We start from the raw sequence: 22,931 nt of genomic DNA, 5'->3' as shown, positions 1-22,931 counted from the left end.
TCGAGGTCGGTCCAGTCGAGTGCAGAGGTGTTGCTCACAGGGTTCCTTTCGGGGGGTTCGGCCAATGCCGAGCCTACTCACGTCGGGCGATAGACTCCCATCGGTCCCAGCACCATTCCGGTGCCCACATTCCCCTCCGAGGAACCCCGTGACGTACGTCGGTCAGTCCGCCTCTGCCGCGAGGCAGCCAGCGGACGAGCGGGCGAGCCTCAAGGACGTGGTCGCGGCGTACGTCGGGCTGACGAAGCCTCGGGTCATCGAGCTGCTGCTGCTCACCACCGTCCCGGTGATGTTCTACGCCGCTCGCGGTGTCCCGGACCTCGGCCTCGTCGTGGCGACCGTCATCGGCGGCACGTTCTCCGCCGGCTCGGCGTCGGTGTTCAACTGCGTCTACGACCGCGACATCGACGAGCAGATGCGCAGGACGCGGCGCCGGGCGCTGCCGCGCCACATCGTCTCCCCGCGGGCCGCGCTCCTGTTCGGCTTCGCACTCGGGATCGCCTCGACGGTGATCCTCTACGTCTGGGTCAACCCGCTGTCCGCGCTGCTGTCGGTGCTCGCCAACGCCTTCTACGTGTTCGGCTACACGATGCTGCTGAAGCGGCGGACGACGCAGAACATCGTGTGGGGCGGCATCGCCGGCTGCTTCCCGACCCTGATCGGCTGGACCGCGGTCACCGGCTCGCTCTCGTGGACGCCGGTCGTGCTGTTCCTGGTGGTCTTCCTCTGGACGCCGCCGCACACCTGGGCGCTGGCGTTGCGCTACCGCGAGGACTACGCGAACGTCGACGTGCCGATGCTGCCGGTCGTCAGGCCTGCCGCCGTGGTGGGCCGGCAGATCGTCGTCTACAGCTGGCTGATGGTCGCCACCTCGCTGCTGCTGTGGCCGGTCGCCGACACCGGGCTGTTCTACCCCGTCGCCGCCGCGGTGCTGGGCGCGGTGTTCCTGCTCGAGGCGCACCGGATGTGGGGCCGCGCGCGTGGCACCGAGGACCTCTCGGTGATCCAGCCGATGCGGCTGTTCCACTCCTCGAACCTCTATCTCTCGCTGCTCTTCGTGGCGGTCGCGCTCGACCCGCTCATCAGCCGCTGAAGATTTCTCGGCTCCCGACGCAACCGATCCGCGTCCCACTGCGTCAGAGGTGTTGACGGCGGTCGTCCCGTCCACGGGGGTACGGGCGGCCGCTGTCGCCATGTCCCGGCCGCGCTACGCCGGCTGCCGGGCCGGCTGTCGGGCAGCCTGCGGCTCGCGCACCTGGATCAGCGCCCACGTCACCGTCGCGGAGACCAGGGCCGCGCCGAGCATGTGGAAGCCGACGAGCACGACCGGCAGGTCGGTGAAGTACTGCACGAAGCCGACCGCACCCTGGGCGACCTCGACGACCAGCAGCAGCACCACGGCGTTGCGCGTGGCGCGCGGGTAGCCGCCCGCGAGCACGGCGAAGAGCAGGCCGAGGGTGAGCCCGACGAAGAGGAACACCAGGTCTGCGTGCAGCTGGCTCATCTGCAGCGGCGAGAGACCGTTGCGCGCCGAGTGCGCGTCGCCCGCGTGCGGCCCGGAGCCGGTGACCACCGTGCCGACGTACAGGACCGCCCAGGCGGAGACGAACGTCGCCCAGGCCAGCCCGACCACGGCGCCCCGGGGCCGCTGGGCCGGGGCCGGACGCGTGATGCGGTGCAGGAACAGCATCGCCACGCCGATGATCGCCAGCGAGCACAGCAGGTGCAGCGAGACGACCCAGGGGTTGAGGTCGGTCAGGACCGTGATGCCGCCGATCACCGCCTGCGCGGGGATGCCCAGTGCCATGACGAGGGCGAGCCTGCGGAGGTCCGGGCGGCCGGACTGCCACGCGGCGAGGAACGTGCCGACCGCGACCGCCACCAGCACGTAGGTCAGCATCCGGTTGCCGAACTCGATCGCGGAGTGGACGTTGTACGCGCCGTGCGGCGTGAACGACTCGTCGGTGCAGCGCGGCCAGGTCGGGCAGCCGAGGCCGGAGCCGGTGAGGCGGACCACGCCACCGGTCACGACGAGCACGGCGTTGGCGACGATGGACGCCCAGGCCCACCCGGTCAGCCACTCGTCGAGACGTCGGAGCCGGGACGTCACTCCCACTTGAAGGTCCTCGCCGTCAGGGTCGTTCCGACGCCGGCCCAGAGCACGAGCACCCCGAGGTCGCGCCACGACGTGGCACCGTCGATCAGGGCCGCACGCATCGCGCTGCCGAGGGCCCCGGACGGCAGCCACCGCACCACGTCGCCGAACGCGCCGTACGCCGAGATCGGCAGCACGACGGCGCCGCCGGCGAGCAGCAGCAGGTAGACGAGGTTGGCGGCGGCGAGGGTGGCCTCGGCCCGCAGCACTCCCGAGAGGAAGAGGCCGAGCGACGCGAACGCGGCCGTCCCGGTCACCACCGCGAGCAGGAACCCGACGACGTCGGTCGAGGGGTCCCAGCCGAGCGCGAACGCCACGGCGGCGATCACGGCCACCTGCATGGCCTCGACCAGCAGGAGCGCGCCGACCTTGCCCATCAGCAGCCCGGAGCGGGGGAGCGGCGAGGCGCCGAGGCGCTTGATCACGCCGTACCGCCGCTCGAAGCCGGTCGCGATCGCCAGCGAGGTGAACGCCGTCGACATGATCGCCAGCGCGAGCACGCCGGGGGCGAACACGTCGATCGGGTCGTGCTCGAGCGAGATGCCGAGGTGCTCGGACCCGGTGACGCCCCCGATCAGCACGATCACCGGGATCACCACGGCGAGCAGCAGCTGCTCCCCGTTGCGGATCATCAGCCGCGCCTCCATCCGGGCCTGGGCGAGCACCTGCCGGTGCAGCGGCGCGGCGCCGGGCATCGCGGTGAACGTGCCGCTCACGGGGCGAGCTCCCGTCCGGTCAGCTGGAGGAACACGTCCTCGAGGTTGCGCTGGCCCAGGGTGAGCCCTTCGGGCAGCACGTCGTTCTCCTCGCACCACCGCGAGACCTTCGCCAGCGTCGAGGCGTCCGCCGGACCGGTCACGAGCAGGCTCAGCTCGTCGAGCTGGGTGACCTCGGTGCCCGCGCCGAGGGCCACCCGGAGGGACTCGGGCGAGCCGGGCGGGAACGGCCGGGTCACCACGAGCCGGATCGTCGCGTGCGTGCCGCCACGGGTGAGCTCCAGCGGCGTCCCCGACGCGATCAGGCGGCCGCGGTCGATGATGTGGATGTGGTCGGCGAGCCGCTCGGCCTCGTCCATGTAGTGCGTGGTCAGCACGGCGGTGACACCGTCCGCGCGGAGCTCCTCGAGCAGCTCCCAGGTCGTCCGCCGGGCCTGTGGGTCCATCCCGGCCGTCGGCTCGTCCACGAACACGATCTCGGGGCGGCCCACGAGCGCCAGCGCGAGCCCGAGCCGCTGCTGCTGGCCGCCGCTGAGCCGGCGGTACGGCGTCCGGCCGCAGTCGCCGAGCCCGAGCCGCTCGGCCAGCATCGCGGTGTCGAGCGGGTGCGCGTGCAGCCGCGCGACGTGGTCGAGCATCTCCATCGCCCGCACGCCGCTCCACGCGCCACCGCCCTGGAGCATCACGCCGATGCGGGGCAGCAGCGCGCGCCGGTCGCGCACGGGGTCGAGCCCGAGCACCCGGACCGAGCCGCCCTGCGGCCGCCGGTAGCCCTCGCAGGTCTCGAGCGTCGTGGTCTTGCCGGCACCGTTCGGCCCGAGGACCGCCGTGATCGTCCCGCGCCCGACCGTGAGCGACAGCCCGTCGACGGCCACCTTGTCGCCGTACCGCATGACCAGGCCGTCGACCGCGACGGCCGCGTCGGCAGGGGAGGCGTCGGGCACGCCCGCCAGTGTAGGGAGCGGCCCGCTGTGGCCCGGGTCACGCCCCGACAGTGACCCCGCGGGAGGTAAGGGTGACCTTCCTTGAAGGGGCTCGCGCATTAACGGCACACTGGTGTTGTGGAATTCGACGAGGTCCCCGCCCGCGGCGGAGCCGGGCACGACCAGCCGACGCGTGAGCGCGTCGTCCGGTCGATCCTCGTCAACGGCCCCTCGACCGCCGCGGCGCTCGCCGAGCGGCTCGACCTCACCCCGGCCGCCGTACGCCGGCACCTCGACCAGCTGCTTGACGACGGGTCCCTCGAGGCGCGCGAGCCGCGCACCCAGGCCCACCGCGGTCGCGGGCGTCCCGCCAAGCTGTTCGCGCTGACCGAGGCGGGCCGCGACGGCTTCGACCAGCAGTACGACGACCTCGCCGTCCAGGCGCTCCGCTTCCTCGCCGAGACCGGTGGCGACCAGGCGGTCCGGGAATTCGCGGTCCGCCGGGCGGCGTTCATCGGGGAGCGGTTCGAAGGCGTCCGCGCGGAGCACCCCGAGCTCGGGTCGGCCGAGGTGCTGGCCCGGATCTTCACCGACGAGGGGTACGCCGCGTCGGTGCGCGACCTGCCGGTGGGGGAGCAGCTGTGCCAGCAGCACTGCCCGGTCTCCCACGTCGCCCACGAGTTCCCGCAGCTGTGCGAGGCGGAGACGGAGGCGATCAGCCAGGTCCTCGGCCGGCACGTGCAGCGCCTGGCCACCATCGCCCACGGCGACGGGGTCTGCACCACCTGCATCCCGAGCACACCCACCGAGAAGTCCACCGAGAAGAAGGAGCGGGTCAGCTGATGACCTCGATCGAAGAACTCAACCCGGAGCTCCAGGGCATCGGCCGCTACGAGTTCGGCTGGGCGGACGCCGACGTGGCGGGTGCCGACGCCAAGCGCGGCCTGAACGAGGACGTCGTACGCGACATCTCGGGGAAGAAGAGCGAGCCGCAGTGGATGCTCGACCTGCGCCTGAAGGGCCTGAAGCTCTTCGGCCGCAAGCCGATGCCGAACTGGGGCTCCGACCTCTCGGGCATCGACTTCGACAACATCAAGTACTTCGTCCGCTCGAGCGAGAAGCAGGCGACCTCGTGGGAGGAGCTCCCCGAGGACATCAAGAACACCTACGACAAGCTCGGCATCCCGGAGGCGGAGAAGCAGCGCCTCGTCGCGGGCGTCGCCGCGCAGTACGAGTCGGAGGTCGTCTACCACTCGATCCGTGAGGACCTCGAGGAGAAGGGCGTCCTGTTCCTCGACACCGACACGGCGCTGAAGGAGCACGAGGAGCTCTTCAAGGAGTACTTCGGCACCGTCATCCCGGTCGGCGACAACAAGTTCGCCGCGCTGAACACCTCGGTGTGGTCGGGTGGCTCGTTCATCTACGTGCCGAAGGGCGTGCACGTCGACATCCCGCTCCAGGCCTACTTCCGGATCAACACCGAGAACATGGGCCAGTTCGAGCGCACCCTGATCATCGTCGACGAGGACGCCTACGTGCACTACGTCGAGGGCTGCACGGCGCCGATCTACAGCTCCGACTCGCTGCACTCCGCGGTGGTGGAGATCATCGTGAAGAAGGGCGGCCGGTGCCGCTACACGACCATCCAGAACTGGTCCAACAACGTCTACAACCTCGTCACCAAGCGCGCGACCTGCGAGGCCGGCGCGACCATGGAGTGGGTCGACGGCAACATCGGCTCCAAGGTGACGATGAAGTACCCCGCCATCTACCTGATGGGCGAGCACGCCAAGGGTGAGACGCTCTCCATCGCGTTCGCCGGCGAGGGCCAGCACCAGGACGCGGGCGCCAAGATGGTGCACGCGGCGCCGCACACCTCGTCCTCGATCCTGTCGAAGTCGGTGGCGCGGGGCGGTGGGCGCACGTCGTACCGCGGCCTGATCCAGGTCAACGAGGGCGCGCACGGCTCGAAGTCCAACGTGCTCTGCGATGCGCTGCTGGTCGACCAGATCAGCCGCTCCGACACCTACCCGTACGTCGACATCCGCGAGGACGACGTGTCCATGGGTCACGAGGCGAGCGTCTCGAAGGTCTCCGACGACCAGCTCTTCTACCTCATGTCGCGCGGCATGGAGCAGGACGAGGCGATGGCGATGATCGTCCGCGGGTTCGTCGAGCCGATCGCCAAGGAGCTCCCGATGGAGTACGCCCTCGAGCTCAACCGACTGATCGAGCTGCAGATGGAGGGGGCTGTGGGCTGACGTGTCGTCGCTTCGCTCCGCCACGCCGGCCCACACGGACTCGCGTGTCGTCGCTTCGCTCCGCCACGCGGGCCCCCGTCTCTCGTTCGCGGGGGAGTCGTTCTTCGGCCTTCCGCACGTAGCAAAGAAAGTAGACCTAGTTAGATGACTGTGACTGACACGGCGCGCGAGAGCGTGGCGTCCGGCCTGGAGATGCCCAGGACCGAGAGCCACCTCAACCCGCCCGGGTCCTACGACCTGGCCGACCACCCGCTGCCGAACGGCCGCGAGGAGATCTGGCGCTTCACGCCGCTCAAGCGGCTGCGCGGGATCCTCGACGGCGAGGCGTCCGACGCCGGGCTCACCTGGACGACCACGCTGCCGGAGGGCGTCACGCTCACCGAGATCACCGCCGAGCAGGCGCTGGAGCTCGGTGAGCTCGCGCCGAACGACCGGCCGTCCGCGCTCGCCGCCGCGAACGCCGGTGGGGCACTGCTGCTCGACGTCCCGGCCGACGCCGAGATCGGCGAGCCCATCGAGCTGCGCCTGCACGGCGAGTCGGTCGACGACCTGGTCTGGAGCCGGCTGCTGATCCGCGTCGGTCGGCATGCGCGGGCCACGGTTGCGATCGTGCACACCGGGTCCGCGCGCTACTCCGCGCTCACCAGCGTGCTGGTCGGCGACGGTGCGGTCGCGAACGTCCTGTCGCTCCAGGACTGGGATGACGACGCGGTCCACCTCGGACGCGACGCGATCCGGGTCGGCCGCGACGCCACCGTCAAGCACACGTCGATCTCGTTCGGCGGCGACGTCGTACGCATGCACGCGAACGTCGAGTACGCCGGCCCGGGCGGCGACGCCGAGCTGCTCGGCCTGTACTTCGCGGACCAGGGGCAGCACCTCGAGCACCGTCTGTTCGCCGACCACACCGCACCCAAGACGAAGAGCCACGTGCTCTACAAGGGCGCGCTGCAGGGTCAGGGCGCGCACACGGTCTGGATCGGCAACGTGCTGATCCGCAAGGTCGCGGAGGGCATCGAGACCTACGAGGAGAACCGCAACCTGGTGCTGTCCGACGGCTGCCAGGCCGACTCGGTGCCGAACCTCGAGATCGAGACCGGCGAGATCGAGGGCGCGGGCCACGCGTCCGCGACCGCGCGGTTCGACGACGAGCAGCTGTTCTACCTGCGCTCGCGGGGCGTCTCGGAGAAGGAGGCGCGGCGCCTCGTGGTGCACGGCTTCTTCAACGACCTGATCCGCAGGGTCGGCATCCCCTCGATCGAGGACCAGCTGCTCGAGACCGTCGAGGCGGAGCTGGCGAAGAACGTCCTGAAGGACTTCGACTGATGGCCTTCGAGAAGGCATGCGCGCTGGGCGACGTACCCACCGACGAGGCGCTCGGCGTCACGGTCGGTAGCTACGACGTGGCCATCGCCCGGCACGAGGACGAGGTCTTCGCGATCCAGGACCTCTGCTCCCACGCCGCCGTGGCGCTGAGCGAGGGCGAGGTCGAGGACTGCACGGTCGAGTGCTGGCTGCACGGCTCGCGCTTCGACCTGCGCACCGGCAAGCCCACCGGCCTCCCGGCCACCGAACCCGTCGCGACGTTCGCCGTCGAGATCCGCGGTGCGGACGTGTACGTCGACACCACCACCACCCTGAACGGAGTCACCCCCTCATGAGCAAGCTGGAGATCAAGGACCTGCAGGTGTCGGTGAGCACCGACGACGGTCCCAAGGAGATCCTCAAGGGCGTCACGCTGACCATCCAGGACGGCGAGACCCACGCGATCATGGGACCGAACGGGTCGGGCAAGTCGACCCTGGCCTACTCCATCGCGGGACACCCGAAGTACACCGTGACCGGCGGCACCGTGACCCTCGACGGCGAGGACGTCCTCGCGATGTCGGTCGACGAGCGCGCACGGGCCGGGCTGTTCCTGGCCATGCAGTACCCCGTCGAGGTGCCCGGCGTCTCGGTGTCGAACTTCCTGCGCACCGCGAAGACCGCGCTCGACGGCGAGGCCCCCAAGCTCCGGACCTGGGTCAAGGACGTCAACACCGCGCTCCAGCAGCTCAACCTCGACCCGACGTTCGGGACCCGCTCGGTCAACGAGGGCTTCTCCGGTGGCGAGAAGAAGCGTCACGAGATCGCCCAGCTCGAGCTGCTGAACCCGAAGGTCGCGATCCTCGACGAGACCGACTCGGGCCTGGACATCGATGCGCTGAAGGTCGTGTCCGAGGGGGTCAACCGGTTCCGTGCCCAAGAGGGCAAGGGCGTCCTGCTGATCACGCACTACACCCGGATCCTGCGCTACATCGAGCCCGACTTCGTGCACGTGTTCGTCGACGGCAAGGTCGCCGAGTCCGGCGGCGCGGAGCTCGCCGAGGAGCTCGAGGCCAAGGGCTACGAGAAGTACCTCACGGCGGCGGTCTGAGCATGACGACCACGCAGCTGCCCGGACTCCTCCCCGAGCTGGAGGTGATCCGCGCCGACTTCCCGATCCTCGAGCGGACCCTCGCAGGCGGCCTGCCGCTGGTCTACCTCGACAGCGCCAACACCTCGCAGAAGCCGCAGGTCGTCATCGACACGATGGTCGACCACCTCGAGCGGCACAACGCGAACGTCGCCCGTGCGATGCACACCCTCGGCGCGGAGTCGACCGAGGCGTTCGAGGCGGCTCGCGACAAGGTGGCTGCCTTCCTGCACGCGCGCTCGCGCAACGAGGTGGTGTTCACCAAGAACGCCACCGAGGCGCTGAACCTGCTGGCGCGCACCATCGAGCTCGGCCCCGGCGACAACGTCGTGATCACCGAGATGGAGCACCACTCCAACATCGTGTCGTGGCAGCTCGCCTGCGAGCGGTCGGGCGCCGAGCTGCGTTGGTTCGGGCTCACCGACGACGGCCGGCTCGACCTGTCGAACGCCGACGCCCTCATCGACGAGCACACCAAGGTGGTGGCCTTCACCTGGGTCTCCAACATGCTCGGCACGATCAACCCGGTGAGCGATCTCGTGGCGCGCGCCCGGGCGTTCGGTGCCTACTCCGTCATCGACGCTTCCCAGGCCGCGCCGCAGCTGCCGGTCGACGTGGCCGCGACCGGCTGCGACTTCCTGGTCTTCACCGGCCACAAGACGGTTGGACCGACCGGCATCGGCGTGCTGTGGGGCCGGGAGGAGCTGCTCAACCAGCTCCCGCCGTTCCACGGTGGCGGCGAGATGATCGAGACGGTGACGATGGCCCGCTCGACGTACGCCTCGGCGCCCCACCGCTTCGAGGCCGGGACGCCGCCGATCGTCGAGGCCGTCGGCCTCGGTGCGGCGGTGGACTACCTGTCGCACATCGGCATGGACGCGATCCACCGGCACGAGCAGACCATCACGGCGTACGCCCTCGAGGGCCTGGCCACCGTGCCCGGGCTGACCGTGCTGGGGCCGCCGGACGCGGCGGAGCGCGGGGGAGCGATCTCCTTCGAGATCGACGGCGTGCACCCGCACGACGTCGCGCAGGTGCTGGACTCGCGCGGCGTCGCGGTCCGGGCCGGCCACCACTGCGCGAAGCCCGCGCACGCCCGGTTCGGGGTGCAGAGCTCGACCCGGATGTCGTCGTACCTCTACACGACGCCCGCGGAGATCGACGCGCTGGTGGATGGCCTGGAATACACCCGTTCGTACTTCAGGTTGGGCTGATCGATGACTCAAGAGCTCGACGCGCTGTACCAGGAGATCATCCTGGACCACTACAAGAACCCGCACCACAAGGGCCTGCGCGAACCCTTCGAGGCCGAGGTGCACCACGTGAACCCGACCTGTGGTGACGAGGTGACGCTGCGCGTCCACGTCGCCGGCGGCAAGGTCGAGGACGTGTCGTACGACGCCGTGGGCTGCTCGATCTCACAGGCGTCGGCCTCGGTGCTGACCGACCTCGTCATCGGCAAGCCCGTCGAGAAGGCGATGTCGATCCACGAGGAGTTCCTGACCCTGATGCAGGGCAAGGGCACCGTGGTGCCGGACGAGGACGTCCTGGAGGACGGCATCGCGTTCGCCGGGGTCGCGAAGTTCCCGGCGCGCGTGAAGTGCGCACTACTGTCGTGGATGGCCTGGAAGGACGCCACCGCCCGATCCCTGGAGGAGACCTCTCATGCCTGACCACTCTGACCTTCCCGACGTCCCCGAGGCCGCCCCGTCCGGCGGTGGCGGCGTCTCCACGGTGTCCGTGGACGACGTCACCGAGGCGATGAAGGACGTCGTCGACCCCGAGCTCGGCATCAACGTGGTCGACCTCGGCCTCGTCTACGGCGTGCACCTCGACGAGGGCTCCAACTGCGTCATCGACATGACGCTCACCTCCGCGGCGTGCCCGCTCACCGACGTGATCCAGGACCAGACCAACGGCGCCCTCGAGGGCCTGGTCAACGACGTCGCGATCAACTGGGTCTGGATGCCGCCGTGGGGCCCCGACAAGATCACCCCCGACGGTCGCGAGCAGCTGCGCGCCCTCGGCTTCAACGTCTGAGGGTCGAGTCCCCGACGTTTCGACCGGGGGCTCGGCTAGCGTCTCGGCATGCCTGTGCTCGTGCCCGCCGACCGGTTCGAGAGGTGGGTCGTGAACTTCCGGGGGCGGCACGGCGAGACCGGGCTCCGGGTGGTGGGCGGCGCCCTGACCGGCGCGGCGGAGGACGGGTCGACGTTCGCGGCGCGGCTGCCGTTCGATCGGCGGTACGACGGGGTCCCGGACCCGGCTGCGTTCCGGGCTGAGATGCACCTGCCCGAGGACTGGGGGGTGCTGCTCGTGCGGAAGGGCGGTTTCGCGGTCGCCCGGCTGCACGGCGCGGCGATCACGGAGAGCAAGGTCGGGCAGCGACACGTCCAGGGCCGGACCAAGGCCGGGGGCCAGAGCCAGCAGCGGTTCGCACGCCGCCGGGACAACCAGGCGCGGCAGGCCTACGAGGCAGCGGCGGACCACGCGGCCCGCATCATCGGGGGCCTGCGCGGACCGCTCGTCACCGGTGGCGACCGGCCGGCGGTCGAGGAGGTGCTCACCGATCCGAGGCTGCGTGCGCTGACCCCGGTCGAGCCGTGGCTCGCCGTGCCCGACCCGCGTCGCGGCGTCCTGGAGCAGGCCGTCGCCGACGCGCAGTCCGCGCAGGTGGAGGTGCACAACGCATGACGAGCCTGCTGCTGCTCGCCGACACGCACGTGCCCCGACGGGCGCGCGACCTCCCGGTCGAGGTGTGGCACGTGGTCGACGCGGCGGACGTGGTCGTCCACGCCGGTGACTGGGTCGACGTGGCCCTGCTCGACGACCTCGAGGCGCGGGCGCGCCGGCTGGTCGCCTGCTACGGGAACAACGACGGACCCGCCCTGCGCGAGCGTCTCCGCGAGGTCGAACGTGCGGACATCGACGGGCTGCGCCTGGCCGTCGTCCACGAGACTGGTGGGCGGGACGGGCGCGAGCGTCGCTGCGCGTCGGCGTACGGCGAGGTCGACGTGCTCGTGTTCGGCCACAGCCACATCCCGTGGGACACCACCGCGGCCACCGGCCTGCGCCTGCTCAACCCGGGGTCGCCGACGGACCGGCGCCGCCAGCCGTACTGCACCTACATGACCGCCACCGTCGATGGCGGGCGGCTGGGTGAGGTCGTGCTGCACCGCCTGTCCTAGTGGCCGAGCTCGCGCTTCCGCTCGTCCCAGCGCGCCGCAATCGCCACCAGCTCCTCACGCACGAACACCAGGAACTCCCGGGACAGGTCCAGGCGGTCCTTCGCCTCGGGCGCGGCGACCGCCGCGGCCGCCGCGAACGCCACCTCGATCGCCTCGTAGGTCCGGTCGCCCTGGAGCAGCGCGCTGCGCCAGGCGTCGTCGTCCACGACGTAGACGTCGCGACGGGTGCCGCGCTCCCGCTCGCGCCGGGTCCAGCCCAGCTGCTCCAGCACCCGCACGGCGCCCGAGACCGCTGCGGGGCTGATCGCGAGCGCCTCGACGAGCTCTGCCGAGGTCATCCGGCCGTCGTCGTCCACGAGCTCTGGCGGCTGTCGGCCCCGCAGCTCCAGTACGTCCCGGCCGTCCTGGTCCTCAGCGGCGTCGCCCGTCTCCTGTACGGCGTCGCGCCGCGACTGATGGTGGCCGCGTGGCTCCCGCTCGCGCTCGCCGCGGTGGTGATGCTCTTCGGCGACCTGCTGTCGATCCCGCAGTGGGTGCAGGACCTCTCGCCGTTCGAGCACCTCGCCCTGGTGCCGGCCCAGAGCGTCGACCGGGCGGCGGTGGCGGGCCTGGCCGTGGTCGCGGCGCTCCTGAGTGTCGCGGGCCAGTACGCCTTCCGGCGGCGTGACCTGCACTAACGTGCGAGCCATGTGGCAGCCCAAGCCCGGGTGGGTCGCGATTCCCGGCGGCTCCGGTGGCTCGACGGTCGGCGTGTGGCGCACGGTGCTCGGGGACCAGGCCGTGGTCGTCAAGCGGATCGCCGCGCCCGTCGAGGGTGACCCGCCCGAGCTCTCCAGCCCGCGGCACTTCGCGTACTGGCGCCGTCCCGCCGACGTGATCACCGCCGGGCTCGTGGTGGACACCCCTGGCCTCCGCGCTCCGGCGCTCGGCGCGGTGGAGGAGGACCCGGAGGGCGTTACGATCACCCAGGAGTGGGTCGAGGACGCCGCCACCAGCGGCTTGTTCGTGGCGCACGCGCTGGGCCGGTTCGCCGGCGGGCACCTCGCGCCGGCGCCGTGGCTGGCCAGGAACCTGCTCCGGGACCGGATGACCCGGGTCGAGCGGCACGGCGGCTGGCGGACCCTCGCACGGACGACGGTCGCGGACGTCGCCGACGTCCTCTGGTCGCGCCGCGCCGAGCTCCTCGCCGCCGCCGACGCACTCGTGCAGGTCCCGACCCACGGCGACGCCGTACCCGCGAACCTGCCGGGGCGGGAGGGTGACGAGGTGGTCGCGATCGACTGGGCGATGCTCGGCACCGGCCCGGTCGGCTCGGACCTCGGCTACTACGCGCTCGCCGCCCGTGAGGAGCTCGAGCCACTGCTCGACGCGTACCTGATGGGCATGCCCGAGGGCCTCGCCACCCGCGACGAGGTGACGCTCGGTGCGCGGATCACCGCCGTCTACACGGTGCTGAACCGGGCCGAGTGGGCCCTGGCCCGGGTCGCCGGAGGCGAGGGCGCGCTCGCGGGGAAGTACCGCCACCCGTCCGTGGCCCCGCATCTGCGCGCGCTGCAGCGGCAGTTCCAGCACATCGAGGCGCTCGTCTCCTAGACGGCTCCGGGAGCGAACGTGTCACACGCCTGGAGCGTGCCCTGGTCGTAGCCGGTCCGGAACCACTGCACGCGCTCCTGCGAGGAGCCGTGCGTCCACGAGTCGGAGTCGACGCCACCGCCGGACCGCTGCTGGATCCGGTCGTCGCCGACGGCGGTGGCCGCGTCGATCGCCTCCTGGATGTCCTGCTGGGTGAGGTCCGCGATCAGCACGTTCCCGTCCTCGTCCTGGGTCGTGGTCGCCGAGTGGGCCCACATGCCGGCGTAGCAGTCCGCCTGCAGCTCGAGCTTCACGCTGTCGCTGTGCGGGCCCTGCTGCGTCTTGACCTTCGCCATGGTGCCGAGCAGGTTCTGGATGTGGTGCCCGTACTCGTGGGCGATCACGTACGGCTCCACGAACGCGCCGCTCGGCCCGCCCAGCTGCTTCTCAAGCACGTCGTCGAAGAAGGTCGTGTCGAGGTAGATGACCTGGTCGTTCGGGCAGTAGAACGGCCCGACGTCCGAGGTGGCCTGCCCGCACCCGGTGCCGATCCCGCCACTGAAGGTCTCCACCTTCTTCTCCGGGGTGAACGACGCCGACGACTGCGCCGGGAGCGTGTCCGACCAGTAGTCGTAGAGCGAGTTCTCGACCGCCACCCGGGCACAGTCGGCGTCGTTGTTGGCGTCCTCGCCCGTCTTGCAGTGCTCGTACCGGCCGGTGTCCGACATCCGCGAGTCGTCGTACCCGCTCGAGGAGGAGCCCCCGCCGGCCCACATGCTGATCGCGATGATCGCCACGACGATGATCAGTCCCGTGACGCCTCCTCCGGCGGCGAGACCGCCCGGGATCGGCATGCCGCCCCCACCGCCGCCGGCCGCTCCCGAGCGACCCGCGTCGCCCATCCGCCGCGTGTTCAGCCGCGCCTTCGGGTTGAACCGCATCCGACCTCCACGCCTGTGCCGATGTCCGGCGCCGTCCGCCGATGTTCGCCGATGTCAGGGAGGACCGTACCCACATCTAGACTTCGGACCCTCATGATCACCACCCACCAGCTGGAAGTCCGTGCTGGCGCGCGTCTGCTCATGGAGAACGTCAGCTTCCGCGTCGCCGCCGGCGACAAGGTGGGTCTCGTCGGGCGCAACGGTGCCGGCAAGACCACGCTCACGAAGATCCTGGCCGGCGAGGCGCTGCCCGCCTCAGGAACCGTCCAGACGACCGGCGAGGTCGGCTACCTCCCGCAGGACCCGCGGATCGGCAACCCCGAGGTGCTGGCCCGCGACCGGATCCTGTCGGCGCGCGGCCTCGACGACGCCGTACGCCGGCTCCGTCAGGCCGAGACCGAGATGGGGAGCGACGACGTCAAGGTCCGGGAGCGGGCGATGCGGCGCTACGAGCGCGCCGACGCGGAGCTGCACGCCGGGGGCGGGTACGCCGCGGAGTCGGAGGCGGCGCAGATCGCGCACAGCCTCGGCATCGAGGACCGGCTGCTCGCCCAGTCGCTGAAGACGCTGTCCGGCGGCCAGCGCCGTCGCGTCGAGCTCGCCCGGATCCTGTTCTCCGGCGCCGAGACGCTCCTGCTCGACGAGCCGACCAACCACCTCGACGCGGACTCGATCGTCTGGCTGCGCGAGTTCCTCCGGGCGCACAAGGGCGGGCTGATCGTGATCAGCCACGACAACGCGCTGCTCGAGGCGACGGTCAACCGGGTGCTGCACCTGGACGCGAACCGCGGCGAGATCGACGTCTACAACATGGGCTGGAAGGCGTACCTCACCCAGCGCGAGACCGACGAGAAGCGCCGCAAGCGGGAGCGGATGAACGCCGAGAACAAGGCGAAGACGCTCACCGACCAGGCGAACAAGATGCGCGCGAAGGCCACGAAGGCCCAGGCCGCGCAGTCGATGCTGAAGCGGGCCGAGAAGCTGATGGCCGGCGTCGAGGGGGAGCGGCAGGCCGACAAGGTCGCCCGGATCAAGTTCCCCGCGCCAGCGCCCTGCGGCAAGACGCCGCTGACCGCCGCCGAGCTGTCGAAATCGTACGGATCGCTCGAGGTCTTCACCGACGTCGACCTGGCCATCGACAAGGGCTCCCGCGTGGTGATCCTGGGCCTGAACGGCGCCGGCAAGACCACGCTGCTGCGCATCCTGGCCGGCGTCGACCAGCCGGACACCGGCGCCGTGCTGCCCGGGCACGGGCTCAAGATCGGCTACTACGCCCAGGAGCACGAGACCCTCGACGTCGAGCGCACGGTGCTGGAGAACATGCAGAGCTCCGCGCCGCAGCTCACCGACACCGAGGCGAGGTCCGTGCTCGGCTCGTTCCTCTTCTCGGGCGAGGACGCGCACAAGCCCGCCAAGGTGCTCTCGGGCGGGGAGAAGACCCGGCTGGCGCTCGCGGCGCTCGTCGTCTCCAGCGCGAACGTGCTGCTCCTCGATGAGCCCACGAACAACCTCGACCCCGCCTCGCGCGAGGAGGTGCTCGCCGCGATCCGCAGCTACGAGGGCGCGATCGTGCTGGTGACCCACGACGAGGGCGCGGTCATGGCGCTCGAGCCGGACCGGGTGCTGATCCTGCCCGACGGCGTCGAGGACCTCTGGAACGCGGAGTACGCCGACCTGGTATCGCTGGCCTGAGCCGTTGTCGGCGCCGCGTCCTAGGGTCCTTCCATGGACCCGAGCGTGGACCCCGACGTCGACCCCGACGTGGACCCCGACGTGGACCTCAGCGTGGACGCCGAGACCGGCCGCCGCGCGTTCGCCGAGTCGGTGACGTCGTTCGTCCGGGCGGTCGACGGCTTCGACGAGTGGGAGCTGCTCGGGGCGTCGCGCTGCCACGGGTGGACCCGGCTGGACGTCGTCGTGCACGTCATCGCGGGCTGGCAGGAGATGCTCGGCGGCATGGTCTCGGTCGTCGACCGGGCGCCGACCGTCGACGCGGCGTCGTACTGGCCAGCGTTCGCCGCCGAGTACCGCCAGGACGACCCCGTCGCACCCCTGATGTCGCAACGTCGCCGCACCGCGGCCTTCGCGCGGCCGGCCTCGGCGCGAGCCGAGCTCAACGACGTCGCGGCGGCGGTCCAGCGCGGCTGTGCCGGCCTGGCCGACGCCTCCTACCTCTGGCAGGGCCACGTCTTCGCGGTTGGTGACTTCCTCACGATCTGGGCCGTCGAGGACGCGATCCACCAGCTCGACCTGCTGAGCGAGGAGCCCGTCCCGGACAGCGCGCTCTCCCTGACCCGCGCGACGATCGAGGCGCTCGCCGGCGGCCCGCTGCCGGCAGCGAGCGCCGAGGAGGCGGTGCTGATCGGTGCCGGACGGCTCCCGGTCCCCGACGGCCTGGGTGCCGTCGGGGAGCGACTACCGGCCCTCGGCTGAGGGCGACGGGGCGCACCCTAGGGTTCCGGGTATGGACGACACCACCCTCGAGCAGGCCGGGCTGAGGTACGACGTGACCGGCCCCGTCGCCACGATCACGCTGCACCGCCCCGACGTACGCAACGCGCAGACGCCGACGATGTGGCGCGCGCTCGCCGAGCTGGGCGCCTCGATCCCCGACGAGGTCCGCGTGGTCGTCGTGCGGGGCGAGGGCCACTCGTTCTCCGCCGGACTCGACCGCGCGATGCTCGACCCGACCAGCTCCGGTGACCAGGAGTCGGTCGCGGACCTGCTCGGCCTCTCCGACGAGGAGGTGTCGGCGACCATCGACGCCTACCAGCAGGGCTTCACGTTCCTGCGCGACCCGCGGTTCGTGTCGATCGCCGCGGTCCAGGGCTACGCGATCGGCGCCGGCTTCCAGCTGGCCCTCTCCTGCGACCTCCGCGTGCTCGCGGACGACGCGCAGCTCTGCATGAAGGAGTCAACGCTCGGGCTGGTGCCAGACCTGACGGGAACAAAGCCGCTCGTGGAGAGCGTTGGATACGCCAGGGCGTTGGAGATCTGTGCGACCGCACGGATGGTCGGCGCAGCCGAGGCCGTGGACATCGGGCTCGCGCTCGCCGCCGTACCTGCCGGGGAGCTGGACGCGACCGTCGCGGATCTCGTCGGCGCCCTGACCGCACCGCTGGCCGGCGCGGTCACCGAGACCAAGGCGCTGCTGCAAGGGGCCTCCGAGCGGAGCCTCGAGGAGCAGCGGCGCCTCGAGCGGGAAGCACAGACCCGGCGGTTCCGGGAGCTCGCAGCGTTGATGGGACAGTGACGGAGGAGGGCTCGTGTCAGGGATGGGGATGGGACCGGCGTTCCGGTCCCTGCGCGCCGACCGCAGTGCCGCGCAGCAGCGTCTGGCGCACGGCACCGTGCGCCGCGTGTTCGCCTACGCCCTCCCGCACCGTCCCCTGATCGTCCTCTTCCTGCTGCTGACCGTCATCGACGCCGGCCTGGTGGTCGTCTCCCCGCTGCTCGTGCAGCGGATCGTGGACGACGGCATCCTGGCCGGTGACGGCGGGCTGGTCACGGTGCTCGCGCTCGCTATGGCGGCGGTCGCCGTCGTCGACGCGGTTCTGACGGTGCTCATCGGCTACCTCTCCTCCCGGATCGGCGAGGGGCTCATCTACGACCTGCGAACCGAGGTCTTCGCACACGTGCAGCGCCAGTCGCTGGCCTTCTTCACCCGGACGCAGACCGGTGCCCTGGTCTCGCGCCTCAACAACGACGTGATCGGCGCCCAGCGCGCCTTCACCTCCACGCTGTCCGGCACGGTCTCCAACGCGATCTCGGTGGCGGTCGTCGGTGTCGCGATGCTGGCCCTGAGCTGGCAGATCACCCTGCTCTGCCTCGTGCTGTTCCCGGTGCTGTACCTCAGCTCGCGCTGGGTCGGCAGCCGGCTGGCGGGGCTGACCCGCCAGCAGATGGACGGCAACGCCGACATGGGCAACGTGATGACCGAGCGCTTCAACGTCGGGGGCGCGATGCTCCTCAAGCTCTTCGGGCGTCGCGAGGAGGAGGACCGCACGTTCGCGACCCGGGCATCCGTCGTCCGTGACCTCGGTGTTCGGATCGCGCTCGTCCAGCGCGTCTTCATGGCGGCCATGCTCGCGGTGCCGGCGCTGGCGACCGCGCTCGTGTACGGCGTGGGCGGCCACCTCGCCCTCGACGGGTCGCTGACCGTCGGCACCCTGCTCGCGCTCGCGACCCTGCTCGTCCGGCTCCTCGGCCCGCTCCAGGGGCTGTCCAACGTCCGGATCGACGTGATGACGGCCCTGGTCAGCTTCGAGCGGGTCTTCGAGGTCCTCGACCTGCCCTCGCTGATCGAGGAGAAGCCCGGCGCGGTTGCGCTCGCCCCGACCGCCTCGCGGCTCGAGTTCGACCACGTCGCGTTCTCCTACCCGCGCGCCGACGAGATCTCGCTGGCGTCCCTCGAGGTCATCGCGCGCGCCGACTCCCGCGACAGCGGCCCGGTGCTCTCCGACATCACCTTCACCGCTGAGCCGGGGCGGATGGTGGCCCTCGTCGGCCCGTCCGGCGCCGGCAAGACCACCATCACGCACCTGGTCGCGCGGCTGTACGACGTCGGGGGAGGAGCCGTGCGCGTCGGCGGGCACGATGTCCGCGACGTGACCCTGCAGTCGCTGGAGGACGTGGTCGGCTACGTCACCCAGGACGCCCACATGTTCCACGACACGATCCGCGCGAACCTGCTCTACGCCCGTCCCGGCGCCACCGACGAGGACATCTGGGCGGCCCTCGAGGCGGGACAGATCGCCGCACTCGTCCGCAGCCTGCCGGACGACCTCGACACCGTCGTCGGCGACCGCGGCTACCGGCTGTCCGGTGGGGAGCGACAGCGGCTCGCGATCGCCCGGCTGCTGCTCAAGGCGCCGGCGATCGTGGTGCTCGACGAGGCCACGGCACACCTGGACAGCGAGTCCGAGGCCGCCGTGCAGCGGGCGCTCGACGCCGCCCTGGAAGGCCGGACGTCGCTGGTGATCGCGCACCGGCTGTCGACGGTCCGCAACGCCGACCAGATCCTCGTCGTCGACGAGGGCCGGGTCGTGCAGCGCGGCACCCACGCGGAGCTGCTCGCGGAGGGCGGGCTGTACGCCGACCTCTACCGGACCCAGTTCATGGAGACCCCGTCGGAGGACGTGTGGACCTCGGCCTGACCGACCGTGTCTACCTGGTCACCGGCGGCGCGCGCGGGCTCGGCCGGGCGACGGCCGACGTGCTGGTCGCCGAGGGTGCCCGGGTGGTGCTCTCGGGCCGGACCGAGGAGACGCTGGCCGCCGCCCGCGGCGACTCCGTCGAGACCGTGGTCGCCGACAACGCCGACACGGCCACCCCGCAGCGGCTCCTCGACGCCGCCCATGAGCGATGGGGTCGCGTGGACGGCGCACTGGTGAGCGTCGGTGGCCCGCCGAAGGGCCCGGTCACCGCGATCACCGACGAACAGTGGACGACGGCGTTCTCGTCGGTGTTCCTGGGTGCCGTGCGGCTCGGTCGGGAGATCGGCCGGGCACTCCCGTCGGGTGGGTCGCTCGCCTTCGTGCTCTCCTCCAGCGTGCGCGCCCCGCTCGCGGACATGGCGATCTCCAACGGCCTGCGCCCGGGCCTCGCGATGGTGGCGAAGACGCTCGCTGACGAGCTCGGCCCGGCAGGCGTCCGCGTGAACGGGCTGCTGCCCGGGCGGGTCGGCACCGAGCGGGTCGCCGAGCTGGACGCCGCCGCTGACGACCCCGAGGCCGCGCGGGCGGCCGCGGTGCGGACGATCCCGCTCGGCCGCTACGGCGAGCCGGAGGAGTTCGGCCGCGTCGCGGCGTTCGTGCTCTCGCCGGCGGCGTCGTTCGTCTCCGGCGCCATGGTGCCGGTCGACGGCGGCATGCTGCGCGCGCTCTGACGCTCCTGCCGCTCCTGCTCGTAGGCGCGCTGGTACGCCGCGCGTACCGCCTGCTTCCTGGCGTTCTTCTCCGCGCGCCGCTGCTTGCGCTCGTCCGTGACCTTCTCGCGGGTCGACTCCTCGCCGCGGCTGCGGCTGCGCCACTCGTCCCACGCGAGGTAGAGGAATCCGGTGATCGCCAGCAGGCCGAAGAACCACCACTGCAGGCCGTAGAAGAAGTGCGGACCGTTGTCCAGCTCCGGCAGCTCCACGGGCTCCAGCCCCTCGGCGGCGTGGCCGTCCTCGGAGTGCAGCTCGACGAACCCCCCGAACACCGGGCGGTCGATGACCTGGCCGATCTCCTCGCTGGAGACGGCCCGCGTCGAGTGGTCCTCGACGGCGGTGCTGTCGCCGCTCGCGTCCGCGCGCACCCAACCCTCGACCGTGACGTCGCCGGCGGGCGGCTCGGGCAGGTCGGTCGGGCTGGTCCCCTGGTTGTCGGCGGCCATCCAGCCGCGGTCCACCAGCAGCGCGGTTCCGTCGGCGGTGACCAGGGGGACCACGGCGTCCACGCCCGACTGCCCGTCGCGGGTGCGGTAGCGGACGACCACGGTGTCGTCGGTGTCGTAGCTGCCGGTGGCCGTCACCAGCCGCCACTCGTCCCGGTCCGGCACCGCCGCCCCGGGCGCGAGGACGTCGGCGACGGGAGCGGGGGCGCGGTCCTCGTTGGCGCGGATGATGGCATTGCTGGCCTTGCGGTCCGCGAGGCGGTGGAACTGCCACTCGCCCAGCCACCAGGTGGCGTAGCACAGCACGACCACGATCAGTGCGAACAGCAGCCACCGCCGACTCAGCAGGAACCGGAACGACCGCACCCGTCGAGGCTATCCGGCGCCCAGCGCTCGCCTAGACTGCAGGGGTGGTGCAGACGAGGAGCCTCGAGGACCGGTTCGGCCGGGTCGCCACCGACCTGCGCGTGTCGCTGACCGACCGCTGCAACCTGCGCTGCTCCTACTGCATGCCCGCCGAAGGCCTGGACTGGCTGCCGACCGACGAGGTGCTCACCGACGACGAGGTCGTCCGGCTGGTCCGGATCGGCGTCGAGCTGCTCGGCGTGCGCGAGGTCCGCTTCACCGGTGGTGAGCCGCTGGTACGCCGCGGCCTCCTCGACATCGTCAGGCGGACCAGCGCGCTCGGGGTGGAGACGTCGCTGACCACGAACGCCCTCGGCCTGGCGAGGACCGCGCACGCCCTCGCCGAGGCGGGCCTCGACCGGGTGAACGTCAGCCTGGACAGCGTCCGGCGGGAGTCGTTCCGCACGATCACCCGGCGCGACCGGCTCCACGACGTGCTCGCCGGGCTGGCGGCGGCTCGGGAGGCCGGGCTCGGCCCGGTCAAGGTCAACGCCGTCCTGCTGCGCGGCGTGAACGACGCCGAGGCGCCGGAGCTGCTGCGCTGGGCGGTCGCCGAGGGCTACCAGCTCCGGTTCATCGAGCAGATGCCGCTGGACGCCCAGCACGGCTGGAGCCGCGACGGGATGGTCACCGCGGACGAGATCTTCGCGCGGCTCGAGGCGGAGTTCTCGCTCTCGCCGGCGTCCGAGCCGCGGGGGAGCGCGCCCGCCGAGCTCTTCCTCGTCGACGGTGGACCGGCGACGGTCGGCGTGATCGCCAGCGTCACGAGGCCGTTCTGCGGCGACTGCGACCGGGTCCGGCTCACCGCCGACGGCCAGGTCCGCAACTGCCTGTTCGCCCGCGAGGAGTCCGATCTCCGCGGGGCTTTGCGGTCGGGGGCCACCGACGAGGAGCTCGCCGACCGCTGGCTGGTCGCGATGGCCGGCAAGCGCGCCGGGCACGGGATCGACGACCCGACGTTCCTCCAGCCCGACCGGCCGATGTCCGCCATCGGCGGCTAGGACACCGTCCGGAAGGTCTTCCCGACGCTCAGTGCGGGACGACGTCCTTCAGGAACTGGCGCGCGGCGAGGAAGTCGGAGAGGGACTGGCGGTGCTCGTCACAGGCGAGCCAGGTCTTGCGGCGGTCCGGCGTGTGCAGCTTGGGGTTGTTCCACAGCAGCTCCCACACGGCCGGCTCCTGGCAGCCCTTCGCGGAGCAGATGGCGGGCTCGCTCATGTGCACCTTCCTGGGGAATGAGCGGTGCCGGACAGCCACGGGGGAAGCCGTCCGGCACCGCTGCGAACCGAGACGGGGGAGACTCGGCTCGCGCGGGAGATTCTGTCACGCGGCGGTTCGGAGTCCAAGCGTGTCAGTCGCGCTCCTCCGACGGATCCGCGCCGGATTCCAGCTCGGGTCGTCCGAACTGACCGTCCCGGAGCTCGAACCCGTCGGATCTCGATGCGGTCGCGTTGGCCATCACCACCGCGACGTACGGCAGGACCAGCGCCCCCGCGATGAAGATCGGCCACAGCCAGCCGAGGCCGGCGAGCGCCGCGACGATGGCGGCCACGAAGCAGACCGTGCGGATGCCCATCGACACGACGTACCGGCGCTGGCGCGCCGCGATGTCGGCGTCACGGCTCGACGGGGCCGTCGTGATGCGGACCGCCTCGTCCTGCTTCCGACGAAGGTCTCGGGCCATTGATCCATCGTACGTCGGTAGTGTCGGACCATGACGAATCGCACCTACCGAGTGACCGAGATCGTCGGCACCTCGCCCGACGGCATCGACGAGGCCATCCGCAACGGCGTCGAGAGGGCCGGCCGCACGTTGCGCCATCTCGACTGGTTCGAGGTCACCCAGGTCCGGGGGCAGGTGAAGGACGGGACCGTCGAGCACTTCCAGGTCGGCATGAAGGTCGGCTTCCGTCTCGAGGATGATTGATTCCCCGTACTCG

The 22,931-nt window shown here is 71.4% G+C and carries 28 protein-coding genes; 20 read left to right on the top strand and 8 right to left on the bottom strand.

Annotation, left to right across the window (positions count from 1 at the left end; genetic code table 11):
- Positions 1-64: 64 nt before the first annotated feature.
- Entirely contained in the window at positions 65-1,093 is a 1,029-nt protein-coding gene (locus N538_RS0117585) for a heme o synthase (RefSeq protein WP_081790540.1), read from the top strand.
- Between the two features lie 114 nt (positions 1,094-1,207).
- Here the strand turns inward: N538_RS0117585 and N538_RS26035 are convergent, their stop codons facing one another.
- Genes N538_RS26035 through N538_RS0117570 form a run of 3 tightly spaced genes read right to left on the bottom strand, consistent with a single transcriptional unit; the run spans position 1,208 to position 3,815 of the window.
- Positions 1,208-2,116: a COX15/CtaA family protein gene (locus N538_RS26035; RefSeq protein WP_051549382.1), complete on the bottom strand. Its 909-nt coding sequence runs from the start codon at positions 2,114-2,116 to the stop codon at positions 1,208-1,210.
- Positions 2,107-2,871, bottom strand: a complete 765-nt coding sequence (locus N538_RS0117575; protein ID WP_028638385.1) for an ABC transporter permease — start codon at positions 2,869-2,871, stop codon at positions 2,107-2,109. The genes N538_RS26035 and N538_RS0117575 overlap by 10 nt, the downstream gene beginning before the upstream one ends.
- Entirely contained in the window at positions 2,868-3,815 is a 948-nt protein-coding gene (locus N538_RS0117570; protein ID WP_028638384.1) for an ABC transporter ATP-binding protein, read from the bottom strand. The genes N538_RS0117575 and N538_RS0117570 overlap by 4 nt, the downstream gene beginning before the upstream one ends.
- A 117-nt stretch (positions 3,816-3,932) precedes the next feature.
- Here N538_RS0117570 and N538_RS0117565 point away from each other — a divergent pair, with 117 nt between their 5' ends.
- From N538_RS0117565 to N538_RS0117520, 10 genes are all read left to right on the top strand, one after another.
- On the top strand, positions 3,933-4,637 hold the full coding sequence (locus N538_RS0117565; protein WP_028638383.1) for a helix-turn-helix transcriptional regulator: 705 nt from the start codon (positions 3,933-3,935) through the stop codon (positions 4,635-4,637).
- Complete coding sequence (gene sufB / locus N538_RS0117560; RefSeq protein ID WP_028638382.1) at positions 4,637-6,055, top strand: Fe-S cluster assembly protein SufB; 1,419 nt, start codon at positions 4,637-4,639, stop codon at positions 6,053-6,055. The genes N538_RS0117565 and sufB overlap by 1 nt, the downstream gene beginning before the upstream one ends.
- A gap of 144 nt (positions 6,056-6,199) precedes the next feature.
- Positions 6,200-7,381: a Fe-S cluster assembly protein SufD gene (gene sufD, locus N538_RS0117555; RefSeq protein ID WP_036570855.1), complete on the top strand. Its 1,182-nt coding sequence runs from the start codon at positions 6,200-6,202 to the stop codon at positions 7,379-7,381.
- Positions 7,381-7,716 (top strand): non-heme iron oxygenase ferredoxin subunit, encoded by a 336-nt coding sequence (locus N538_RS0117550; protein WP_028638380.1) that lies wholly within the window; start codon positions 7,381-7,383, stop codon positions 7,714-7,716. The genes sufD and N538_RS0117550 overlap by 1 nt, the downstream gene beginning before the upstream one ends.
- The gene (sufC, locus tag N538_RS0117545; protein ID WP_028638379.1) at positions 7,713-8,471 is read left to right on the top strand and encodes a Fe-S cluster assembly ATPase SufC; all 759 of its coding nucleotides are present in this window, start codon (positions 7,713-7,715) and stop codon (positions 8,469-8,471) included. The genes N538_RS0117550 and sufC overlap by 4 nt, the downstream gene beginning before the upstream one ends.
- A 2-nt stretch (positions 8,472-8,473) precedes the next feature.
- Entirely contained in the window at positions 8,474-9,724 is a 1,251-nt protein-coding gene (locus N538_RS0117540; RefSeq protein WP_028638378.1) for an aminotransferase class V-fold PLP-dependent enzyme, read from the top strand.
- Between the two features lie 3 nt (positions 9,725-9,727).
- Entirely contained in the window at positions 9,728-10,183 is a 456-nt protein-coding gene (gene sufU / locus N538_RS0117535) for a Fe-S cluster assembly sulfur transfer protein SufU (RefSeq protein WP_028638377.1), read from the top strand.
- Complete coding sequence (locus tag N538_RS0117530) at positions 10,176-10,550, top strand: metal-sulfur cluster assembly factor (RefSeq protein WP_028638376.1); 375 nt, start codon at positions 10,176-10,178, stop codon at positions 10,548-10,550. The genes sufU and N538_RS0117530 overlap by 8 nt, the downstream gene beginning before the upstream one ends.
- A 48-nt stretch (positions 10,551-10,598) precedes the next feature.
- Positions 10,599-11,204, top strand: a complete 606-nt coding sequence (locus tag N538_RS0117525; protein ID WP_028638375.1) for an acVLRF1 family peptidyl-tRNA hydrolase — start codon at positions 10,599-10,601, stop codon at positions 11,202-11,204.
- Positions 11,201-11,698 (top strand): metallophosphoesterase family protein, encoded by a 498-nt coding sequence (locus N538_RS0117520; protein ID WP_028638374.1) that lies wholly within the window; start codon positions 11,201-11,203, stop codon positions 11,696-11,698. Before N538_RS0117525 ends, N538_RS0117520 begins: the two co-directional genes overlap by 4 nt.
- Here N538_RS0117520 and N538_RS29115 read toward each other — a convergent pair.
- Positions 11,695-12,036, bottom strand: coding sequence for a MarR family transcriptional regulator (locus N538_RS29115; RefSeq protein ID WP_197025372.1), 342 nt, complete (start codon positions 12,034-12,036; stop codon positions 11,695-11,697). The genes N538_RS0117520 and N538_RS29115 overlap by 4 nt on opposite strands.
- A gap of 117 nt (positions 12,037-12,153) precedes the next feature.
- Here N538_RS29115 and N538_RS29110 point away from each other — a divergent pair, with 117 nt between their 5' ends.
- Both N538_RS29110 and N538_RS0117505 read left to right on the top strand, forming a co-directional pair.
- Positions 12,154-12,375 carry a hypothetical protein gene (locus N538_RS29110; protein ID WP_051549380.1) on the top strand — a complete coding sequence of 74 codons (222 nt, stop codon included), beginning with the start codon at positions 12,154-12,156 and terminating at the stop codon, positions 12,373-12,375.
- Between the two features lie 10 nt (positions 12,376-12,385).
- On the top strand, positions 12,386-13,291 hold the full coding sequence (locus N538_RS0117505; RefSeq protein WP_028638373.1) for a phosphotransferase: 906 nt from the start codon (positions 12,386-12,388) through the stop codon (positions 13,289-13,291).
- Here N538_RS0117505 and ypfJ read toward each other — a convergent pair.
- Entirely contained in the window at positions 13,288-14,211 is a 924-nt protein-coding gene (ypfJ, locus tag N538_RS0117500) for a KPN_02809 family neutral zinc metallopeptidase (protein ID WP_028638372.1), read from the bottom strand. The two genes, N538_RS0117505 and ypfJ, sit on opposite strands and share 4 nt — an antisense overlap.
- A 93-nt stretch (positions 14,212-14,304) precedes the next feature.
- Here ypfJ and N538_RS0117495 point away from each other — a divergent pair, with 93 nt between their 5' ends.
- Genes N538_RS0117495 through N538_RS0117475 form a run of 5 tightly spaced genes read left to right on the top strand, consistent with a single transcriptional unit; the run spans position 14,305 to position 20,098 of the window.
- A complete protein-coding gene (locus tag N538_RS0117495) occupies positions 14,305-15,903 on the top strand; it encodes an ABC-F family ATP-binding cassette domain-containing protein (protein ID WP_028638371.1) in 1,599 nt (532 codons plus the stop codon).
- 33 nt (positions 15,904-15,936) lie between these two features.
- Positions 15,937-16,644: a maleylpyruvate isomerase N-terminal domain-containing protein gene (locus N538_RS0117490; RefSeq protein ID WP_028638370.1), complete on the top strand. Its 708-nt coding sequence runs from the start codon at positions 15,937-15,939 to the stop codon at positions 16,642-16,644.
- 31 nt (positions 16,645-16,675) lie between these two features.
- Complete coding sequence (locus N538_RS0117485; RefSeq protein WP_028638369.1) at positions 16,676-17,464, top strand: enoyl-CoA hydratase/isomerase family protein; 789 nt, start codon at positions 16,676-16,678, stop codon at positions 17,462-17,464.
- Between the two features lie 22 nt (positions 17,465-17,486).
- A complete protein-coding gene (locus tag N538_RS0117480) occupies positions 17,487-19,367 on the top strand; it encodes an ABC transporter ATP-binding protein (RefSeq protein ID WP_036570853.1) in 1,881 nt (626 codons plus the stop codon).
- On the top strand, positions 19,352-20,098 hold the full coding sequence (locus tag N538_RS0117475; RefSeq protein WP_028638367.1) for an SDR family oxidoreductase: 747 nt from the start codon (positions 19,352-19,354) through the stop codon (positions 20,096-20,098). Before N538_RS0117480 ends, N538_RS0117475 begins: the two co-directional genes overlap by 16 nt.
- Here the strand turns inward: N538_RS0117475 and N538_RS26025 are convergent.
- Positions 19,984-20,952 carry an SURF1 family cytochrome oxidase biogenesis protein gene (locus N538_RS26025; protein ID WP_081790538.1) on the bottom strand — a complete coding sequence of 323 codons (969 nt, stop codon included), beginning with the start codon at positions 20,950-20,952 and terminating at the stop codon, positions 19,984-19,986. The two genes, N538_RS0117475 and N538_RS26025, sit on opposite strands and share 115 nt — an antisense overlap.
- A 44-nt stretch (positions 20,953-20,996) precedes the next feature.
- Between N538_RS26025 and moaA the strand changes: the two genes are divergently transcribed.
- Positions 20,997-21,992, top strand: coding sequence for a GTP 3',8-cyclase MoaA (gene moaA, locus N538_RS0117465; protein ID WP_028638366.1), 996 nt, complete (start codon positions 20,997-20,999; stop codon positions 21,990-21,992).
- A gap of 28 nt (positions 21,993-22,020) precedes the next feature.
- On the opposite strand, the gene N538_RS0117460 is transcribed toward moaA, so the two are convergent.
- On the bottom strand, positions 22,021-22,209 hold the full coding sequence (locus N538_RS0117460) for a hypothetical protein (RefSeq protein ID WP_028638365.1): 189 nt from the start codon (positions 22,207-22,209) through the stop codon (positions 22,021-22,023).
- Between the two features lie 133 nt (positions 22,210-22,342).
- Positions 22,343-22,675 carry a DUF3099 domain-containing protein gene (locus N538_RS26020; protein WP_036570849.1) on the bottom strand — a complete coding sequence of 111 codons (333 nt, stop codon included), beginning with the start codon at positions 22,673-22,675 and terminating at the stop codon, positions 22,343-22,345.
- A 30-nt stretch (positions 22,676-22,705) separates the two neighbouring features.
- Here N538_RS26020 and N538_RS0117450 point away from each other — a divergent pair, with 30 nt between their 5' ends.
- Positions 22,706-22,918, top strand: coding sequence for a dodecin (locus tag N538_RS0117450; protein WP_028638364.1), 213 nt, complete (start codon positions 22,706-22,708; stop codon positions 22,916-22,918).
- The last annotated feature ends 13 nt before the right edge of the window (positions 22,919-22,931 follow it).

Source organism: Nocardioides sp. URHA0032 (genome assembly GCF_000620645.1).
GTDB lineage: Bacteria > Actinomycetota > Actinomycetes > Propionibacteriales > Nocardioidaceae > Nocardioides.
This window is presented reverse-complemented; position numbering and strand designations above follow the sequence as displayed.

Bases quoted from the DNA above. Each gene is read 5' to 3' on its own strand.
- N538_RS0117585 (WP_081790540.1), top strand. From the start codon at position 65: ATGCCGAGCCTACTCACGTCGGGCGATAGACTCCCATCGGTCCCAGCA.
- sufB (WP_028638382.1), top strand. From the start codon at position 4,637: ATGACCTCGATCGAAGAACTCAACCCGGAGCTCCAGGGCATCGGCCGC.
- sufD (WP_036570855.1), top strand. From the start codon at position 6,200: ATGACTGTGACTGACACGGCGCGCGAGAGCGTGGCGTCCGGCCTGGAG.
- N538_RS0117550 (WP_028638380.1), top strand. From the start codon at position 7,381: ATGGCCTTCGAGAAGGCATGCGCGCTGGGCGACGTACCCACCGACGAG.
- sufC (WP_028638379.1), top strand. From the start codon at position 7,713: ATGAGCAAGCTGGAGATCAAGGACCTGCAGGTGTCGGTGAGCACCGAC.
- N538_RS0117540 (WP_028638378.1), top strand. From the start codon at position 8,474: ATGACGACCACGCAGCTGCCCGGACTCCTCCCCGAGCTGGAGGTGATC.
- sufU (WP_028638377.1), top strand. From the start codon at position 9,728: ATGACTCAAGAGCTCGACGCGCTGTACCAGGAGATCATCCTGGACCAC.
- N538_RS0117530 (WP_028638376.1), top strand. From the start codon at position 10,176: ATGCCTGACCACTCTGACCTTCCCGACGTCCCCGAGGCCGCCCCGTCC.
- N538_RS0117525 (WP_028638375.1), top strand. From the start codon at position 10,599: ATGCCTGTGCTCGTGCCCGCCGACCGGTTCGAGAGGTGGGTCGTGAAC.
- N538_RS0117520 (WP_028638374.1), top strand. From the start codon at position 11,201: ATGACGAGCCTGCTGCTGCTCGCCGACACGCACGTGCCCCGACGGGCG.
- N538_RS29115 (WP_197025372.1), bottom strand. From the start codon at position 12,036: ATGACCTCGGCAGAGCTCGTCGAGGCGCTCGCGATCAGCCCCGCAGCG.
- N538_RS29110 (WP_051549380.1), top strand. From the start codon at position 12,154: ATGGTGGCCGCGTGGCTCCCGCTCGCGCTCGCCGCGGTGGTGATGCTC.
- N538_RS0117505 (WP_028638373.1), top strand. From the start codon at position 12,386: ATGTGGCAGCCCAAGCCCGGGTGGGTCGCGATTCCCGGCGGCTCCGGT.
- ypfJ (WP_028638372.1), bottom strand. From the start codon at position 14,211: ATGCGGTTCAACCCGAAGGCGCGGCTGAACACGCGGCGGATGGGCGAC.
- N538_RS0117495 (WP_028638371.1), top strand. From the start codon at position 14,305: ATGATCACCACCCACCAGCTGGAAGTCCGTGCTGGCGCGCGTCTGCTC.
- N538_RS0117490 (WP_028638370.1), top strand. From the start codon at position 15,937: ATGGACCCGAGCGTGGACCCCGACGTCGACCCCGACGTGGACCCCGAC.
- N538_RS0117485 (WP_028638369.1), top strand. From the start codon at position 16,676: ATGGACGACACCACCCTCGAGCAGGCCGGGCTGAGGTACGACGTGACC.
- N538_RS0117480 (WP_036570853.1), top strand. From the start codon at position 17,487: ATGGGGATGGGACCGGCGTTCCGGTCCCTGCGCGCCGACCGCAGTGCC.
- N538_RS0117460 (WP_028638365.1), bottom strand. From the start codon at position 22,209: ATGAGCGAGCCCGCCATCTGCTCCGCGAAGGGCTGCCAGGAGCCGGCC.
- N538_RS26020 (WP_036570849.1), bottom strand. From the start codon at position 22,675: ATGGCCCGAGACCTTCGTCGGAAGCAGGACGAGGCGGTCCGCATCACG.
- N538_RS0117450 (WP_028638364.1), top strand. From the start codon at position 22,706: ATGACGAATCGCACCTACCGAGTGACCGAGATCGTCGGCACCTCGCCC.